We start from the raw sequence: 15,031 nt of genomic DNA, 5'->3' as shown, positions 1-15,031 counted from the left end.
CGTCGATTGTCGGCGATGCTCAGCCGAACAGGCCTCGATGCCGCTCGCGCAGCAGGTTCTTCTGCACCTTGCCCATCGCGTTGCGCGGCAGCTCGGTCTCGACGAAGACCTGCTTGGGCACCTTGAAGCCGGCGATGCGGTCCTTCAGCGCCGCGATCAAGGTCCCGCCGTCGAGCGCGGCGCCGGCGCGCGGCACCACCACGGCGATCACGCCCTCGCCGAAGTCCGGATGCGGCACGCCGATGACGGCCGACTCCGCCACCCCGGGCAGCTCGTTGAGCCAGCCCTCGATCTCCGCCGGGTACACGTTGTAGCCGCCGGTGATGATCAGGTCCTTGCTCCGGCCCACGATCGTCACATAGCCACGGTCGTCACGCCGGCCCACGTCGCCGGTCTTGAACCAGCCGTCGGCGGTGAACTCCTCCCGGGTCTTCTCCGGCATGCGCCAGTAGCCCGAGAACACGTTGGGTCCGCTCACCTGGATGTGGCCGATCTCGCCGTCGCCGGTGCTGGGGCAGGGCGCGCCCGCGTCGTCGACGATGCGCAGGCCCACGCCCGGCAGCGGGCGGCCGACCGTGCCGCCGCGGCGCTCGCCGTCCTCGGCCGGGTACGGATTCGAGGTCAGCATCACCGTCTCGCTCATGCCGTAGCGTTCGAGGATCGTGAACCCGGTGCGGCGCTGCCACTCGTGGAAGGTCTCGATCAGCAGCGGGGCCGAACCGCTGATGAACAGCCGCATCCGCGCGCACGCGTCCTTCGTCAGCGTGGCCTGCTCGAGCAGCCGCACGTACAGCGTCGGCACGCCCATGAACAGCGTCGCGTCGGGCAGCCGCGCGATCACCCCGCGCGGCTCGAAGCGGTTGAACCACAGCATCCGGGCGCCAGCCAGCAGCGCCCCGTGCGACGCCACGAACAGGCCGTGCACATGGAAGATCGGCAGCGCGTGGATCAGCACGTCGTCCGCCTTCCAGCCCCAGGCGTGCTTCAGCACCTCCGCGTTGGACAGCAGGTTGCCGTGGCTGAGCATCGCGCCCTTGCTGCGACCGGTCGTGCCGCTCGTGTAGAGGATCGCGGCCAGGTCATCGGCCTGCTTCCCGGCCACCTGGTGCGTGTCCGGCATCTGCACCGCGCGGTCCAGCAGCGTGCCGCTGCGGTCCTCGTTCAGCGTGAACACCCACGGCACCTTCGCCTGGAACGCCAGCTTGCTGATCCATCCGAAGTTCTTCCCCGCGCAGACGACCACGGCCGGCTCCGCGTTGCCGACGAAGTACGCGAGTTCCGCAGCCTGGTAGGCCGTGTTCAGCGGCAGGTAGACGTAGCCGGCGCGCAGCACCGCGAGGTACAACAGCAGCGCCTCGACGCTCTTCTCCGTCTGCACCGCCACGCGGCTGCCCGCGGGCAGGTCCAGCGAATCCAGCAGGTTCGCGATCATCGCCGTGGCGCGGTCGATGTCGCGCCAGCTGTAGCGCTGACCGGCGTCGGGGCCGTCGGCCAGCTCGATCGCGCAGGCGTCGAGCTCGTCGGGGAAATTCGCGCGCAGCGCGGCGAACAGGTTGGCGTTCGCGGTGGCTTTCAAGGGAGCGTTCATCAATCCAGTTTCGCACCGCTGCGCTTGACCACGTCGGCCCAGCGCAGGACCTCGCCGTGCACGAACTTGCCGAACGCGTCGCCGTACAGCGTCGGCATGTCGGTGCCCAGGCCGGTCCAGATGGTCTTCAGTTCCTCCGTCGCGTAGGCCTTGCGCAGCTCGGCCTGCATCGCGGCGATCACTTCCCTGGGCGTGCCCTTGGGCGCCCACAGCCCGTACCAGGTGGCGACCTGGTACTGCGGGATGCCGGCTTCCACCGCGCTCGGGATGTCCGGGAAACCCGGCGCGCGCTTGGCGGAGGCCACCGCCAGCGCCTTGATGCGGCCGCCGCGGATGTGCGCCGCCGACGAGCCCAGGCCGTCGAACATCAGGTCCACCTGGCCCGCCATCAGGTCCTGCAGCGCCGGGCCGGCGCCGCGGTAGGGGATGTGGGTGATGAAGGTCTGCGTCTGCAGCTTGAAGAGCTCGCCCGCCAGGTGGTGCGAGGTGCCGTTGCCCGCCGAGCCGTAGTTCAGCTTGCCGGGGTTCTTCTTGAGCAGGTCCAGCAGGCCCTTGACGTCGGTGACCGGCACCTTCTGCGGATTGACGACGATCACCTGCGGCACGCTGGAGACCAGGGCGACCGGGATGAAGTCCTCCTCCAGCTTGTAGTCGAGCTTCGGGTACATCGCCGGCGCGATCGCGTGGTGCACCGCGCCCATGAAGAAGGTGTAGCCGTCCGGCGCCGCCTTGGAGGCGATCGTCGCGCCCACGGTGCCGCCGGCGCCGCCCTTGTTGTCGATGATGAACTGCTTGCCGGTCTGCTTGGTCAGCACGGCGGTCAGCGGCCGCGCGAAGGCGTCGGTGCCGCCGCCGGCGGGGAAGGGCACGACGATGACCACCGGCCGGCTCGGCCACGTGGCCTGCGCGAAGGCCGACGGCGCCATCCCCGCGCCCGCGGCGGAGAGGGAGGCCAGGGCGGCGGCGCCCAGCAGGCGGCGGCGGGTCGTGGAACTCTGGGTCATGCGTGTCTCCTGTGGGCCTCTGCGGGCCGCGGTGTCGGTGAGCAAGGGGAAACCGGAGTGATGCGGCGGTTTATAGCCGGATCGCCTCCCGCGTGGCTGAGTGGGCGCCTCGGGGATTCCCCAGGGCGATCGTGCGGCGGGACGGCCTTCGCACCGCGGAGGCGGCTGCTACATTGGTCCGCATCAGATCCGGGGCGGCGCCGCGCGGCGGCAGGGCGACCCCGGACCCCCTTCCACAAGGCGGCGGGCCCGGGACGGACGTCCAGGAAGCATGCCCAGGAAGAATGCCAAGGAAGAGTGCCAAGGAGACAAGGCATGAACGACATTCCCCAGGATGCCGAGGCGGTGCTGCGGCTGGCGGCGCAGTCGATGTTCGACGTGCTGGCCAGCACCGCGCAGGGCGCGATGGTGGTGAACCGCGAGCACCGCGTCGTCTGGATCAGCGAAGGCTACAAGCGCTTCCTGCCCGCGCTCGGTTTCCGCGACGAATCCGAGTTCGTCGGGCGCCGCGTCGAGGAGGTCGTCCCCAACACCCTGATGGCGCAGGTCATCGACACCGGGCAGCCCATCCTCGTGGACCTGCTGACCAACAAGGCGGGGACCTTCCTCGTCAGCCGGCTGCCCTTGCGCGGCCCGGGCGGCGACGTCATCGGCGCGATGGGCATGGTCCTGCTGGACCATCCCGAGACGACGATGCAACCGTTGATGAACAAGTTCGCCTGCCTGCAGGCCGAGCTCGACGACACGCGGCGCCAGCTGGCCGCGGAGCAGTCCCGCAACCGCCGCGCCAAGCACCGCATCATCGATTTCATCGGCGCCAGCCCCGCCGCGGTCGAAGTCAAGCGCCACGCGCGCCGCGTCGCGCAGACCGAGGCCACGGTGCTGCTGCTCGGCGAGACCGGCACCGGCAAGGAGCTGCTCGCGCATGCCATCCATGCGGCCTCGCGGCGCGCGGCCAGGCCGCTCGTGTCGGTGAACATCGCCGCCGTGCCGGAGACGCTGCTGGAGGCCGAGTTCTTCGGCGTCGCGCCCGGGGCCTACACCGGCGCCGATCGCAAAGGCCGCGACGGCAAGTTCAAGCTGGCCGACGGCGGCACGCTCTTCCTCGACGAGATCGGCGACATGCCGCCGGCCCTGCAGGCCAAGCTGCTGCGCGTGCTGCAGGAGCAGGAACTGGAGCCCCTGGGCAGCAACGAGGTCGTGAAGGTCGACGTCCGCGTGATCGCCGCCACCAGCCGGGACCTCGCCGCGATGGTGCGGCGCGGCGAGTTCCGCGCCGACCTGTTCTACCGGCTGAACGTCCTGCCCATCCGGCTGCCGGCCCTGCGCGAGCGCTGCGAGGACATCGCGACGCTGGTCGACGGACTGCTCGGGGACATTGCACGACGCAGCGGTCTCGCGCCGAAGACGCTGAGTGCCGCCGCGCTGAAGGCCCTCGAAGGCAAGACCTGGCCCGGCAACGTGCGCGAGCTGCGCAACGCGCTCGAACAGGCCTTCCTGATGAGCGACGACGAGGAACTGCTGCCGAGGCATTTCGGGCTCCATGAATCGGCGATGACGACGACCGGGACGACGACGTCGTCGTCGTCGTCGATGACGACCACCTCCGCGGCAGGAGCCGCAGCCGCGGCCGCGTCGACCGAAGCGATCACCGCGAGCGATGCGGACGTTGCGGGGGCCGGTGCCCCTCCGAGCGACCTTCCGAGCATGCGCAGGAGTGGGAGCGAGGAGGGGTACCGGCTCCCGCAACGTGTGCTCGGTGCCACCCCGGCCACCCTCCCCGCCCGCAAAGCCGAGCTGGAGCGTGCTGCCATTGCCCAGGCGCTCAAGAGCACCAACGGCAACCGTGTTGCTGCTGCGCGGCTGCTGGCGATTTCCCGCGCGACGCTTTACGAGAAGCTGGCGAAGTACCCCGAGCTTGCTTCTGCCTGACGCGTACGGCAACGCGAGGCTGCTGGCACGGCGGGCCGATGCCACGCCACATCGTCACGTTTGCCCTGTGTTCATGGGCTTTTTCGAGGGTTCCGGAGGCTTGCCGCACGGTGTGCGACATGCGCATATTCGAGGTCAGGGCAGATGATGAGGACCGGATGGACCGGCCCGCCCAGGAGACTTCATGAACACGCTCACCTCGACCGCGACCGGATTTCGTGCGGAGGCGCCTGCCGGCGCCGGGACCCTGGCGAAGGGATCGGGCCCTCGTGCCTGGACGCTCGCCACCAAGCTGCGCGTGGCCGTGCTGACTGCGGTGGTCGGTTTCGTCGTGCTGGTGATGTGGTTGAGCCACCGCTCCGCCATGAGCCTGCTGGACGTCAAGATGATCACGACGGTCGAGCAGGTGAAGAACGCCGAGCAGATCGCCAAGCGCCACTTCGACCGGATCGGCGCCGGCGGCCTCACCGAGGCCGACGCGAAGAAGCAGGCCGCTGCGGAAATCGGCAAGATCCGCTACTCCGGCAACGAGTACATCTGGATCAACGACATGACGCCCAAGATGGTCATGCATCCGATCAAGCCGGAGCTCAACGACAAGGACCTGTCCGGAAACAAGGATCCGAACGGCCTGAAGCTGTTCGTCGCCTTCGTCGACACGGTCAAGGCGCAGGGCAGCGGCTTCGTCGACTACCTGTGGCCCAAGCCGGGCGCCAAGGATCCGGAGCCCAAGCGCTCCTACGTCGCCGGCTTCAAGCCCTGGGGGTGGGTGATCGGCTCGGGCGTCTACATCGACGACGTGTCCGGCATCGCCCGCCGCGACGCGACGATCGCGCTCGCGCTGGTGATCGCCTTTGGCGTCGGTGCGCTGGTGGCCGTCGAGTGGTTCGCCCGTGGCTTGAAGCGGCGGCTGAACCAGATGCGCGAGGTGGTCGAGGCCGTGGCCAACGGCGACCTGCGCGCGCAGGCCGTCGGCGGACAAGGGACGGGCAATGACGAGATCGGCCAGGTGCTCACGCAGGTCGCCGCGATGCAGGGCCGGCTCAGCGATCTGGTCCGCGCGATCCGCGACGCCACCGATTCGATCCAGCATGCCTCGCGCGAGGTCGCGATGGGCAGCCAGGACCTGTCGCAACGCAGCGAGCAGGCGGCGTCCAGCCTGCAGCAGACCGCGGCGTCGATGCACGAGCTGACGCAGCAGGTCACGCACTCCGCGCAGGCCGCGCACCAGACGAATCAGCTGGCCATCGGTGCGGCCGACCGGGCCAGGCTGGGCGCGGACGTGATGGGCGAGGTCGTGCAGACCATGGACGGCATCGCCGGCGCCAGCCGCAAGATCGCCGACATCATCTCCGTCATCGACGGCGTGGCCTTCCAGACCAACATCCTGGCGTTGAACGCGGCGGTCGAGGCCGCCCGTGCGGGGGAGCAGGGTCGCGGCTTCGCGGTCGTGGCTTCCGAGGTCCGCGCCCTGGCCCAGCGCAGCGCCAACGCGGCCAAGGAGATCAAGGCGCTGATCAACGACTCGGTCACGCGCGTCGACGCGGGGGGCGCGCAGGTCGGCCGTGCCGGCGAGGCGATGGGCCAGATCCTGCAGTCGGTGCAGCAGGTCAGCGGCACGGTGGCCGAGATCAGCCAGTCCAGCGCGGGTCAGTCCGACGGCCTCGCGCAGATCAACCAGGCCGTCAAGCATCTGGACGACATGACGCAGCAGAACGCGGCGCTGGTCGAAGAGACCGCCGCCGCCGCCGAGTCGCTGCAACAGCAGGCCCGCCTGCTCAACGAGCACGTGGCGACCTTCCGCACCTGAGGGCGCGCTGTCCGATGTCTGGACATTGACCGGTTTCCAGACACGCTTCCCTTTCCCACCGCACGCCGCTGTCCGGAACCTGGACAGCGGCGTCGCCGTTTCTGGCATGCCGATGTCGGCACGGACCTTGCGATGGAGGAACCCCGAGACCGGCGCACGACCGGTCCGCCCCCAGGAGACAAGTTCCATGATCCATCGCTTCATCCGCGCCGCGACCGGCGCGGTCCTGGCGCTGTCCGCCGTTGTCGGCGGCAGCACCCCGGCGCTCGCGCAGGGCAAGGAGATCCGCATCGCCCACGTCTACAGCCGCACCGGCCCGCTCGAGGCTTACGGCAAGCAGACGCAGACCGGCTTCCTGATGGGCCTGGACTACGCGACCGGCGGCACGATGACGGTGGCGGGCCGCAAGCTTGTCGTCATCGAGAAGGATGACCAGGGCAAGCCCGACGTCGGCAAGAGCCTGCTGGCCGCGGCCTACGGCGACGACAAGGCGGACATCGCGGTGGGGCCGTCGTCGTCGGGCGTTGCGCTCGCGATGCTGCCGGTGGCCGAGGAGTACAAGAAGATCCTGCTGGTCGAGCCCGCCGTCGCCGATTCGATCACCGGCGACAAGTGGAACAGGTACATCTTCCGGACCGGCCGCAACAGCTCGCAGGACGCGATCTCCAACGCGGTCGCGCTCGACAAGCCGGGCACCGTGATCGCGACGCTGGCGCAGGACTACGCGTTCGGCCGCGACGGCGTGAAGGCCTTCAAGGATGCGATCAAGAAGGCCAAGGTCGTTCATGAGGAATACCTGCCGACCACCACGACCGACTTCACCGCCGGCGCGCAACGGCTCATCGACCGGCTCAAGGATCAGCCCGGCCGCAAGGTGATCTTCATCATCTGGGCCGGCGCGGGCAACCCGTTCAAGATCGCCGACCTCGACCTCAAGCGCTACGGCATCGAGATCGCCACCGGCGGCAACATCCTGCCCGCGATGGCCGCCTACAAGGCCCTGCCGGGCATGGAAGGCGCGACCTACTACTACTTCGGCATCCCGAAGAACCCGGTCAACGAGTGGCTGGTGGCCAACCACTACAAGCAGTTCAAGGCGCCGCCCGACTTCTTCACCGCCGGCGGCATGAGCGCCGCGATCGCGGTCGTCGAGGCGCTCAGGAAGACCGGCGGCGACACCAGCACCAACAAGCTCATCCAGGCCATGGAGGGCATGAGCTTCGAGACCCCCAAGGGCCGCATGACCTTCCGGCCCGAGGACCACCAGGCGATGCAGTCGATGTACCACTTCAAGATCAAGGTGGATCCGGCCTTCGCCTGGGGCGTGCCTGAGCTGGTGCGCGAAATCAAACCCGAGGAAATGAACATTCCCGTCCGCAACAGGCGGTAGAGACGAAGGTCCGTCGACATCAAGGAGGTTTCCGATGAAGTTCTCCGTTCTGATCCGTTCGCTCGCTGCCGCGATGGCGCTCGTCGGCGGGGCCCACGCCGCCGTGCCGCTGCCCTCGCTCAACATCGACAAGACCCAGATCACCGTGTCGGGCCTGTCCTCCGGCGGCTTCATGGCCAACCAGCTCGGCTACGCGCATTCATCGACGTTCAAGGGCATCGGCGTCTTCGCCGCCGGGCCCTACAACTGCGCCGGCCACAGCAACTACACCGCCTGCATGTACAACGCGACGATCTCGTCGTCCGCGCTGAACACGATGCAGGCCGACCTCAACAACTGGAGCGGCACGGCGATCGACGCCAAGAGCAACGTCGCCGCGCAGAAGGTCTACCTGTTCGTCGGCCTGAGCGACACGACCGTCGGGCCCAACCCGATGAACGCGGTGCAGACGCAGTACCTCAACAACGGCGTCCCGGCGGCCAACCTGGACTACGTCCAGCGCAGCGGCACCGCTCATGTGCTGCCGACCGACTTCGACGCCACCGGCAACAACAGCTGCGGCAGCAGCGCATCGCCCTACATCGCCAACTGCGGCTACGACGGCGCGAAGGCGGTGCTCACGAAGTTGTACGGCACGCTGAGCGCGCGCAACAACAGCCCCGCCGCGGCCAACTACATCGAGTTCGACCAGACCGCGTTCAGCACCAATCCCGGTCTCGCGGCGACCGGCTGGGCCTACGTGCCGGCCAACTGCGCGGCGGGGCAGGTCTGCAAGCTGCACGTCGCGCTGCATGGCTGCCAGCAGAACTACGCCACCATCGGCGACAAGTTCGTCAGGAACACCGGCTTCTCGCGCTGGGCCGACACCAACAACATCGTGGTGCTGTTCCCCCAGACCAAGGTCGACAACACCTCGCGCTCGACCGCCGCTAGCGGCCTGCTGCCCAATCCGAACGGCTGCTGGGACTGGGTCGGCTGGTACGGCTCGAACTTCGCGCAGAAGGCCGGCACCCAGATCGCGGCGATCAAGGCGATGGTGGACAAGGTCGCCGGCGGCACGACGGGCAATCCGGGCGACCCCGGCGACCCTGGTGACCCCGGCGATCCGGGCACGCCCGCGACCTGCGTCACCGCGTCCAACTACAACCACTCGATCTCGGGACGCGCCTACGCGCTCTACGGCTTCACCTACGCCAACGGCTCCAACCAGGCGATGGGTCTGTGGAACATCTTCGTCACCACGACGCTGAAGCAGACCGCGCCCAACTACTACGTGATCGGCACCTGCCCCTGATGCTCGAGACCCGCGACCTCACCGTCCGATTCGGCGGCCACACGGCGGTGGACCGCGTCAGCTGCGCCTTCCATCCGGGCACGCTGACGGCCATCGTCGGGCCCAACGGCGCCGGCAAGACGACCTATTTCAACCTGATCTCCGGTCAGCTCGGTGCAAGCGCCGGCCGGGTGCTGCTGGACGGCGAGGACCTGACGCGCCTGGCCGCGCCGCTGCGCACGCGGCGCGGACTGGGGCGCGCGTTCCAGCTGACGCAGCTGTTCCCGACGCTGAGCGTGCTCGAGAACGTGCGCCTCGCCGTGCAGTCGCGGCGCGGGGAGGGCCTGCGGATGTGCTCCGTGTGGCTGAACCACCGCGAGCTGCTCGACGAGGCGCGCGCGATCGTCGAGCGCGTCCGGCTCGGTCATCGCGTCGATGCGCCGGCCGCGAGCCTGCCGCACGGCGATCAACGCAAGCTGGAGGTCGCGATGCTGATGGCGCTCAAGCCCAAGGTCTATCTGTTCGACGAACCGACCGCGGGCATGAGCGTCGACGAAGTGCCGGTGATCCTGGACCTGATCCGGGCGCTGAAGGCGGAGGGCACGCACACCCTCCTGCTGGTCGAGCACAAGATGGACGTGGTGCGGGAACTGGCCGACCGCATCGTCGTGCTCCACAACGGGCAGCTCGTCGCGGATGGCGAGCCGGAGGCGGTGATCGCCTCAGCGGTCGTGCAGAACGCCTATCTGGGGCTCGCGATGCCGGACGCCGCATGAGCGCCATCCCACCGACCCCCATGCCGACGGGCGCGACCATGAACGCGCCCATGAACGCGCCCATGAATGCGACGACCACCTCGACGCTGCTGTGCCTGGACGGCGTGCACACGCACATCGGGGCGTATCACATCCTGCACGGCGTCGATCTGGCCGTCGTGGAAGGCGAGGTCACGATGCTGCTCGGCCGCAACGGCGCCGGCAAGACGACGACGCTGCGCACGGTGATGGGCCTGTGGCGCGCGAGCGCGGGCCGCGTGCGCTTCGACGACCGCGAGATCCAGGCCATGCCGACGCCGGAAATCGCGCGTCTGGACATCGCCTACGTGCCCGAGAACATGGGCATTTTCGGCGAGCTGACGGTGCGCGAGAACCTGCTGCTGGCGGCGCGGGGTGCGCGCTCGCTCGATGACCTCGACACGACGCGGCTGGACTGGCTGTTCGGGCTCTTCCCGGCGCTGCGCAAGTTCTGGCTGTACCCGGCCGGCAAGCTGAGCGGCGGGCAGAAGCAGATGCTGGCGATCGCGCGCGCGATGATCGAGCCGCGCCGGCTGCTGCTGGTCGACGAGCCGACCAAGGGGCTCGCGCCGGCGATCATCCGCAACCTCATCGAGGCGCTGCGGGAGATCCAGCGCGGCCGCGACGGCGCGCGCACGACGGTGCTGCTGGTCGAGCAGAACTTCATGGTCGCCCGCGCGCTGGGTGACGGCGTCGCCGTCATGGACGACGGCCGCGTCGCGCATGCCGGCCGCATGGCCGACCTCGCCAACGACGAGGCGCTGCAGCGGCGCCTGCTCGGCCTGTCCCTGGCGGCTCACCAATGATTCCGACCGATCCCGTTCCCCAGGCGCGTTTCGACGCGATCCCGCTGTTGCTGGTCGTCGCGCTGGCGCTGGCGGCCCTGCCGCTGATCGGCTCGATGTCGAGCTGGGCGACCCTGACGATCGCCGGTCTCGCGATGGGGCTGATCGTCTTCGTCATCGCCTCGGGCCTGACGCTGGTCTTCGGCCTGATGGACGTGCTGAACTTCGGCCACGGCGTGTTCATCTCGCTCGGCGCCTTCGTCGCGACGACGGTCATGGGCGCCATGAACGCCTACGGCGGATTCGTGGCGAGCCCGTCGCTGACGGTCAACCTCCCCGCGGTCGCCGTCGCGGCGCTCGCGGGCATCGTCAGCGCGGCCGCCCTGGGCCTGGTCTTCGAGCGCGTGCTGGTGCGTCCCGTCTACGGCATGCACCTGAAGCAGATCCTGATCACGATGGGCGGGATGATCATCGGCGAGGAACTGATCAAACTGGTCTGGGGCGCCCAGATGATCCCGCTGCAGCCGCCGGAATCGCTGCGCGGCGCGCTCGTGGTCGGCGACGTCGCGGTCGAGAAGTTCCGGCTGCTGGCCGTCGTCGTCGGCCTGGCCGTCTTCGTCGGGCTGCTGTGGCTGCTCAACCGGACCAAGCTCGGCCTGCTGATCCGCGCCGGCGTCCAGGATCGCGAGATGGTCGAGAGCCTGGGCTATCGCATCCGGCGGCTGTTCGTGGCGGTCTTCGTCGCCGGCTCCGGCCTGGCGGGGCTGGGCGGCGTGCTGTGGGGGCTCTACCAGCAGAGCGTGGTCCCGCAGATCGGCGCGCAGGTCAACACGCTGATCTTCATCGTGATCATCATCGGCGGGCTGGGATCGACGCTGGGCTGCTTCGTGGGGGCGCTGCTGGTCGGACTGATGGCCAACTACTGCGGTTTCCTCGCGCCGAAGGTGGCGCTGTTCTCCAACATCGGGCTGATGGTCGCCGTGCTGCTGTGGCGGCCGCACGGCCTGTATCCGGTCGGCCACCGTTGAGCGGAGCGACATCCTCATGCGCCTCCTCCGATCCCTGCTCCGTGGTCTTCTTTCACACGACCTGCCCCGCAGCCGCGTGCTGGCCGCGCTGCTGCTGCTCGTCGTGTTCGGACTCGCGCTCGCGCCGTTCGTGTTCCCCGGGACCCGGGCGCTCAACGTCGCGGCCAAGATCCTCGTGTTCATCGTGCTCGTGGGCAGCTACGACCTGCTGCTCGGCTACACCGGCATCGTCAGCTTCGCACACACGATGTTCTTCGGCATCGGCGCCTACGGGGTCGCCATCGCGAGTTCGCGGATGGCGCCGGGCTTCACGGCGCTCGCCGTCGGCATCGGCGGGGCGCTGGCGCTGTCGCTGCTGCTCGCGCTCGTCATCGGACTGTTCTCGCTGCGCGTGAAGGCGATCTTCTTCGCGATGATCACGCTGGCCGTCGCGGCGGCGTTCCAGGGACTGGCCTCGCAGCTGTCCGACGTCACCGGGGGGGAAGACGGCCTCAACTTCCGCTTGCCGGCGCTGCTCTCGCCGTCGACCGAGTTCTTCGAGGAACCCGTGCTCGGCGTGGTCGTCGACGGCCGGCTGCTGAGCTACTACCTGCTGTTCGTCGTGACCGTGGTGCTGGTGCTGGCGCTGCTGCGCATCGTCAATTCCCCATTCGGGCGCGTGCTGCAGGCCATCCGCGACAACGACTTCCGCGCCGAGGCGATCGGCTACCGGTTGGTGACCTACCGGACGCTGTCGACGCTGCTGGCGGCGGTCTTCGCGACCCTGGCCGGCGCGCTGCTGGCGATCTGGCTGCGCTACAACGGGCCGGACACCTCGCTGTCCTTCGAGATCATGCTGGACATCCTGCTGATCGTCGTGATCGGTGGCATGGGCACGATCTACGGCGCGGTGATCGGCAGCGCGCTGTTCGTGCTGGCGCAGAGCTATCTGCAGGACCTGATGCGCGTCGGCGCCTCGGCGGTGGAGGGTGTGCCAGTGCTGTCGCAGCTGATCGCGCCCGAGCGCTGGCTGCTGTGGATGGGGGTGCTGTTCGTGCTGGCGGTGTACCACTTCCCGAACGGGCTGGTCGGGCGCCTGCGGCAGGCGAGGAGGGGATCGTGAAGTCGACGTCGAACTACCTGCGCTGTGAAGGGCGCGAGATCCATTGCCAGACCTGGGGCGATCCGGGCGCCGAGCCGGTGATCGCCTGGCACGGCCTGGCGCGGACCGGGCGCGACATGGACGAGCTGGCGGCCCACTTGGCGGGGACGGGCCGCTACTTCGTGGTGTGTCCGGACACCCTCGGAAGAGGGCTGTCGCAGTGGAGTCCGGATCCCGACAACGAGTACTGCCTCGCGTTCTACGTGAAGCTGGCGGTGGCGCTCGTCGATCAACTGGGGCTCGAGGCGTTCCACTGGGTGGGCACCTCGATGGGTGGCGCGATCGGGCTGCTGGCCGCCGCGACCTCGCTGCGCGGGCGCATCCGTCGGCTGGTGCTCAACGACATCGGGCCGGAACTCGCCGAGCCGGCGATCCAGCGCATCCGCAGCTATGCGGGCTCGCCGTCGGCCTTCGACACGGTGTCGGCGCTGGAGCAGTACTTCCGCCAGATCTACCAGCCGTACGGCTGGATGAGCGACGCGCAGTGGCGGCGGCTGACGGAGAGCTCGGTGCGTCGGCTGCCCGACGGGCGCGTGACGCCGCATTACGACCCGGCGATGGTGCGCCAGTTCTTCGTCCATCCGGACGATTACAAGCGCTGGACCGAGTGGGACTCGCTGAGCTTGCCGGTGCTGTGCCTGCGCGGCGAGACCTCGGATCTTCTGCTGCCGGAGACGGCCGACGCCATGCGCGTGCGCGGTCCGCGGGCGGAGGTCGTGACGATTCCCGGCTGTGGCCACGCGCCGGCGCTGAACGTGCCGGAGCACTTCGCGATCGTGCAGCGGTTTCTCGACAACGGCTGAGCGTGCGACATGCGAGGACTCATCGCTTGATGAGCCAGCCCAGCACGCCGCCGAACACGGCGGTGAGCGTGGAAAGCGCCCATTGGCGGTTCTCATCGATCACGCACTGGTCTCGCAGCGTGAACAGGCTGAAACCGACGAGCACCATCAAGATGAGCATGCTCACAAAGAAGAGACCCAGGTCCTTGATTCGGCGAGTGCGTGCATCTGCCCGAGACTCGGGGATTCCCACCTTGGCGTCGAGCAGTTGGGCAGCCTTCGACGTCGCGTCCTCGCTGCTCATGTCAGATCCAGTTGACCTGCGTCTTCAGATGATGCTCGTGGCCCTCGTCGACGAATCCGAGGATCCGGCCATACCGGACCTCGCGGCGCAGCTTGAAGTAGGTGTAGAGCGCGCGGTCGATCACTTCCATCTCAGAGCGACGATCCTCACGTGCGGCCCAGCGGATGTCGTCGTAGGCGGCATCGGTCAAGGTGGCGGTCAACGGGACTGGCATGCAGCATTCCTTTCAGATCCGCACCCGGACATCGGGCGCGGATCGAAAGTGGAGCACGCACGCGCTGCTCAACGCCAGTGCCGCGACGGGGGATTCCTGGAAGCTTTGCGCGCGATCAAGGACCCCCGAAATAACGACTGATCACCCGTTGTGGCGACGCCTCGTCCCTCTTCGGGGCGATTCTTGCGGGGTCAGTCGTTGAGCTGCGGAAGATCCAGCCAGCGCGCCAGCCGGCGGCGCAGCGTCAGGAAGTCGAGCGGCTTGGTCAGGTGCTCGTCCATGCCGGCCTTCAGGCTGTCCGCGACGTCGCTGTCCAGCGCGTGCGCCGTCAGCGCCAGGATCGGGAAACGCGGCAGCCGGCCCTGGGCCTGCTGCTCCCGCAGCCGGCGCGCGCATTCCAGGCCGTCCATGCCCGGCATCTGGATGTCCATCAGCACCAGGCTGGGGGCGGCCTGCTCGCACAGGTCCAGCGCTTCCTGGCCGTTGCGCGCGAGCTGGGTCTTCAACCCCATCAGCGCCAGGAACTCCAGCGCGACGACCTGGTTGATCGGGTTGTCCTCGACCAGCAGCACGAAGGGCTCGCCGGGGGCCGGGCGTTGGCCGGACACGGACGCATCGGTCATCGTCGACGGCGGCGCCGGCTTCGCGGACGCGTCCGACGTCATCAAGACGAGCGCGGTCTCGGAGATCTCGGAAACCTCGGAAAAAGGATGGCCGTCGTGTCTGTCCATGTCGCTTGTCGTCCCCGATCCGATCGGGATGCGGGTATTCCCTGAAAAATCGTCCGCCGTTCGGGTGGAGCCGGGAGCGGGTGTTGCTCGGCGACGACGGGGTCCATTGTTGCCGCACGCCCTGGAGACTAGCAAGTGTGCGGAAGTCATCAATCGGAGGCCTTGACAAGAGGTAGCCGAACGCTTCCTGAGCGGCAGTCCGCTTGCATTTGCTTACCACTGTGTCGCGGCGGACGCCACGGCGACGGTCGTCCC

General features: G+C 68.6%; 14 protein-coding genes. 9 read left to right on the top strand and 5 right to left on the bottom strand.

The features are described 5' to 3' along the window. Nucleotides 1-19 precede the first annotated feature (19 nt). Together AC07O8_RS15035 and AC07O8_RS15030 are read right to left on the bottom strand one after the other, a co-directional pair. Nucleotides 20-1,588, bottom strand: a complete 1,569-nt coding sequence (locus AC07O8_RS15035; protein WP_495048789.1) for a malonate--CoA ligase — start codon at nucleotides 1,586-1,588, stop codon at nucleotides 20-22. Next, entirely contained in the window at nucleotides 1,588-2,592 is a 1,005-nt protein-coding gene (locus AC07O8_RS15030) for a Bug family tripartite tricarboxylate transporter substrate binding protein (RefSeq protein ID WP_495048788.1), read from the bottom strand. Before AC07O8_RS15030 ends, AC07O8_RS15035 begins: the two co-directional genes overlap by 1 nt. A gap of 315 nt (nucleotides 2,593-2,907) precedes the next feature. On the opposite strand from AC07O8_RS15030, the gene AC07O8_RS15025 reads away from it, so the two are divergent. The 9 genes from AC07O8_RS15025 (at nucleotide 2,908) to AC07O8_RS14985 (ending at nucleotide 13,548) form a co-directional block, all read left to right on the top strand. Then, nucleotides 2,908-4,524 carry a sigma-54 interaction domain-containing protein gene (locus tag AC07O8_RS15025; RefSeq protein WP_495048787.1) on the top strand — a complete coding sequence of 539 codons (1,617 nt, stop codon included), beginning with the start codon at nucleotides 2,908-2,910 and terminating at the stop codon, nucleotides 4,522-4,524. 184 nt (nucleotides 4,525-4,708) lie between these two features. Then, nucleotides 4,709-6,334, top strand: coding sequence for a methyl-accepting chemotaxis protein (locus AC07O8_RS15020; RefSeq protein ID WP_495048786.1), 1,626 nt, complete (start codon nucleotides 4,709-4,711; stop codon nucleotides 6,332-6,334). A gap of 187 nt (nucleotides 6,335-6,521) precedes the next feature. Next, complete coding sequence (locus AC07O8_RS15015) at nucleotides 6,522-7,724, top strand: substrate-binding domain-containing protein (RefSeq protein ID WP_495048785.1); 1,203 nt, start codon at nucleotides 6,522-6,524, stop codon at nucleotides 7,722-7,724. Nucleotides 7,725-7,758: 34 nt separating this feature from the next. Further along, the gene (locus AC07O8_RS15010; protein WP_495048784.1) at nucleotides 7,759-9,018 is read left to right on the top strand and encodes an extracellular catalytic domain type 2 short-chain-length polyhydroxyalkanoate depolymerase; all 1,260 of its coding nucleotides are present in this window, start codon (nucleotides 7,759-7,761) and stop codon (nucleotides 9,016-9,018) included. Further along, on the top strand, nucleotides 9,018-9,773 hold the full coding sequence (locus tag AC07O8_RS15005) for an ABC transporter ATP-binding protein (RefSeq protein ID WP_495048783.1): 756 nt from the start codon (nucleotides 9,018-9,020) through the stop codon (nucleotides 9,771-9,773). The genes AC07O8_RS15010 and AC07O8_RS15005 overlap by 1 nt, the downstream gene beginning before the upstream one ends. A gap of 50 nt (nucleotides 9,774-9,823) precedes the next feature. After that, nucleotides 9,824-10,597 (top strand): ABC transporter ATP-binding protein, encoded by a 774-nt coding sequence (locus AC07O8_RS15000; protein WP_495048782.1) that lies wholly within the window; start codon nucleotides 9,824-9,826, stop codon nucleotides 10,595-10,597. Continuing rightward, entirely contained in the window at nucleotides 10,594-11,604 is a 1,011-nt protein-coding gene (locus AC07O8_RS14995; RefSeq protein ID WP_495048781.1) for a branched-chain amino acid ABC transporter permease, read from the top strand. The genes AC07O8_RS15000 and AC07O8_RS14995 overlap by 4 nt, the downstream gene beginning before the upstream one ends. A 34-nt stretch (nucleotides 11,605-11,638) precedes the next feature. After that, on the top strand, nucleotides 11,639-12,706 hold the full coding sequence (locus AC07O8_RS14990) for a branched-chain amino acid ABC transporter permease (RefSeq protein ID WP_495049101.1): 1,068 nt from the start codon (nucleotides 11,639-11,641) through the stop codon (nucleotides 12,704-12,706). Beyond that, entirely contained in the window at nucleotides 12,703-13,548 is an 846-nt protein-coding gene (locus AC07O8_RS14985) for an alpha/beta fold hydrolase (RefSeq protein WP_495048780.1), read from the top strand. Before AC07O8_RS14990 ends, AC07O8_RS14985 begins: the two co-directional genes overlap by 4 nt. A 19-nt stretch (nucleotides 13,549-13,567) precedes the next feature. On the opposite strand, the gene AC07O8_RS14980 is transcribed toward AC07O8_RS14985, so the two are convergent. The 3 genes from AC07O8_RS14980 to AC07O8_RS14970 all read right to left on the bottom strand — a co-directional run bounded on the left by AC07O8_RS14980 (nucleotide 13,568) and on the right by AC07O8_RS14970 (nucleotide 14,776). Beyond that, nucleotides 13,568-13,831: a hypothetical protein gene (locus tag AC07O8_RS14980; RefSeq protein WP_495048779.1), complete on the bottom strand. Its 264-nt coding sequence runs from the start codon at nucleotides 13,829-13,831 to the stop codon at nucleotides 13,568-13,570. Nucleotide 13,832: 1 nt separating this feature from the next. Continuing rightward, nucleotides 13,833-14,045, bottom strand: coding sequence for a hypothetical protein (locus AC07O8_RS14975; RefSeq protein WP_331613202.1), 213 nt, complete (start codon nucleotides 14,043-14,045; stop codon nucleotides 13,833-13,835). Between the two features lie 191 nt (nucleotides 14,046-14,236). Then, nucleotides 14,237-14,776: a response regulator gene (locus AC07O8_RS14970; protein ID WP_495048778.1), complete on the bottom strand. Its 540-nt coding sequence runs from the start codon at nucleotides 14,774-14,776 to the stop codon at nucleotides 14,237-14,239. Between the last annotated feature and the right edge of the window lie 255 nt (nucleotides 14,777-15,031).

Source organism: Roseateles sp. GW821-FHT09G09, from assembly GCF_059415965.1.
The sequence above is the reverse complement of the archived record's forward strand: the minus strand, read 5'-3'. Positions and strand labels throughout refer to the sequence as shown.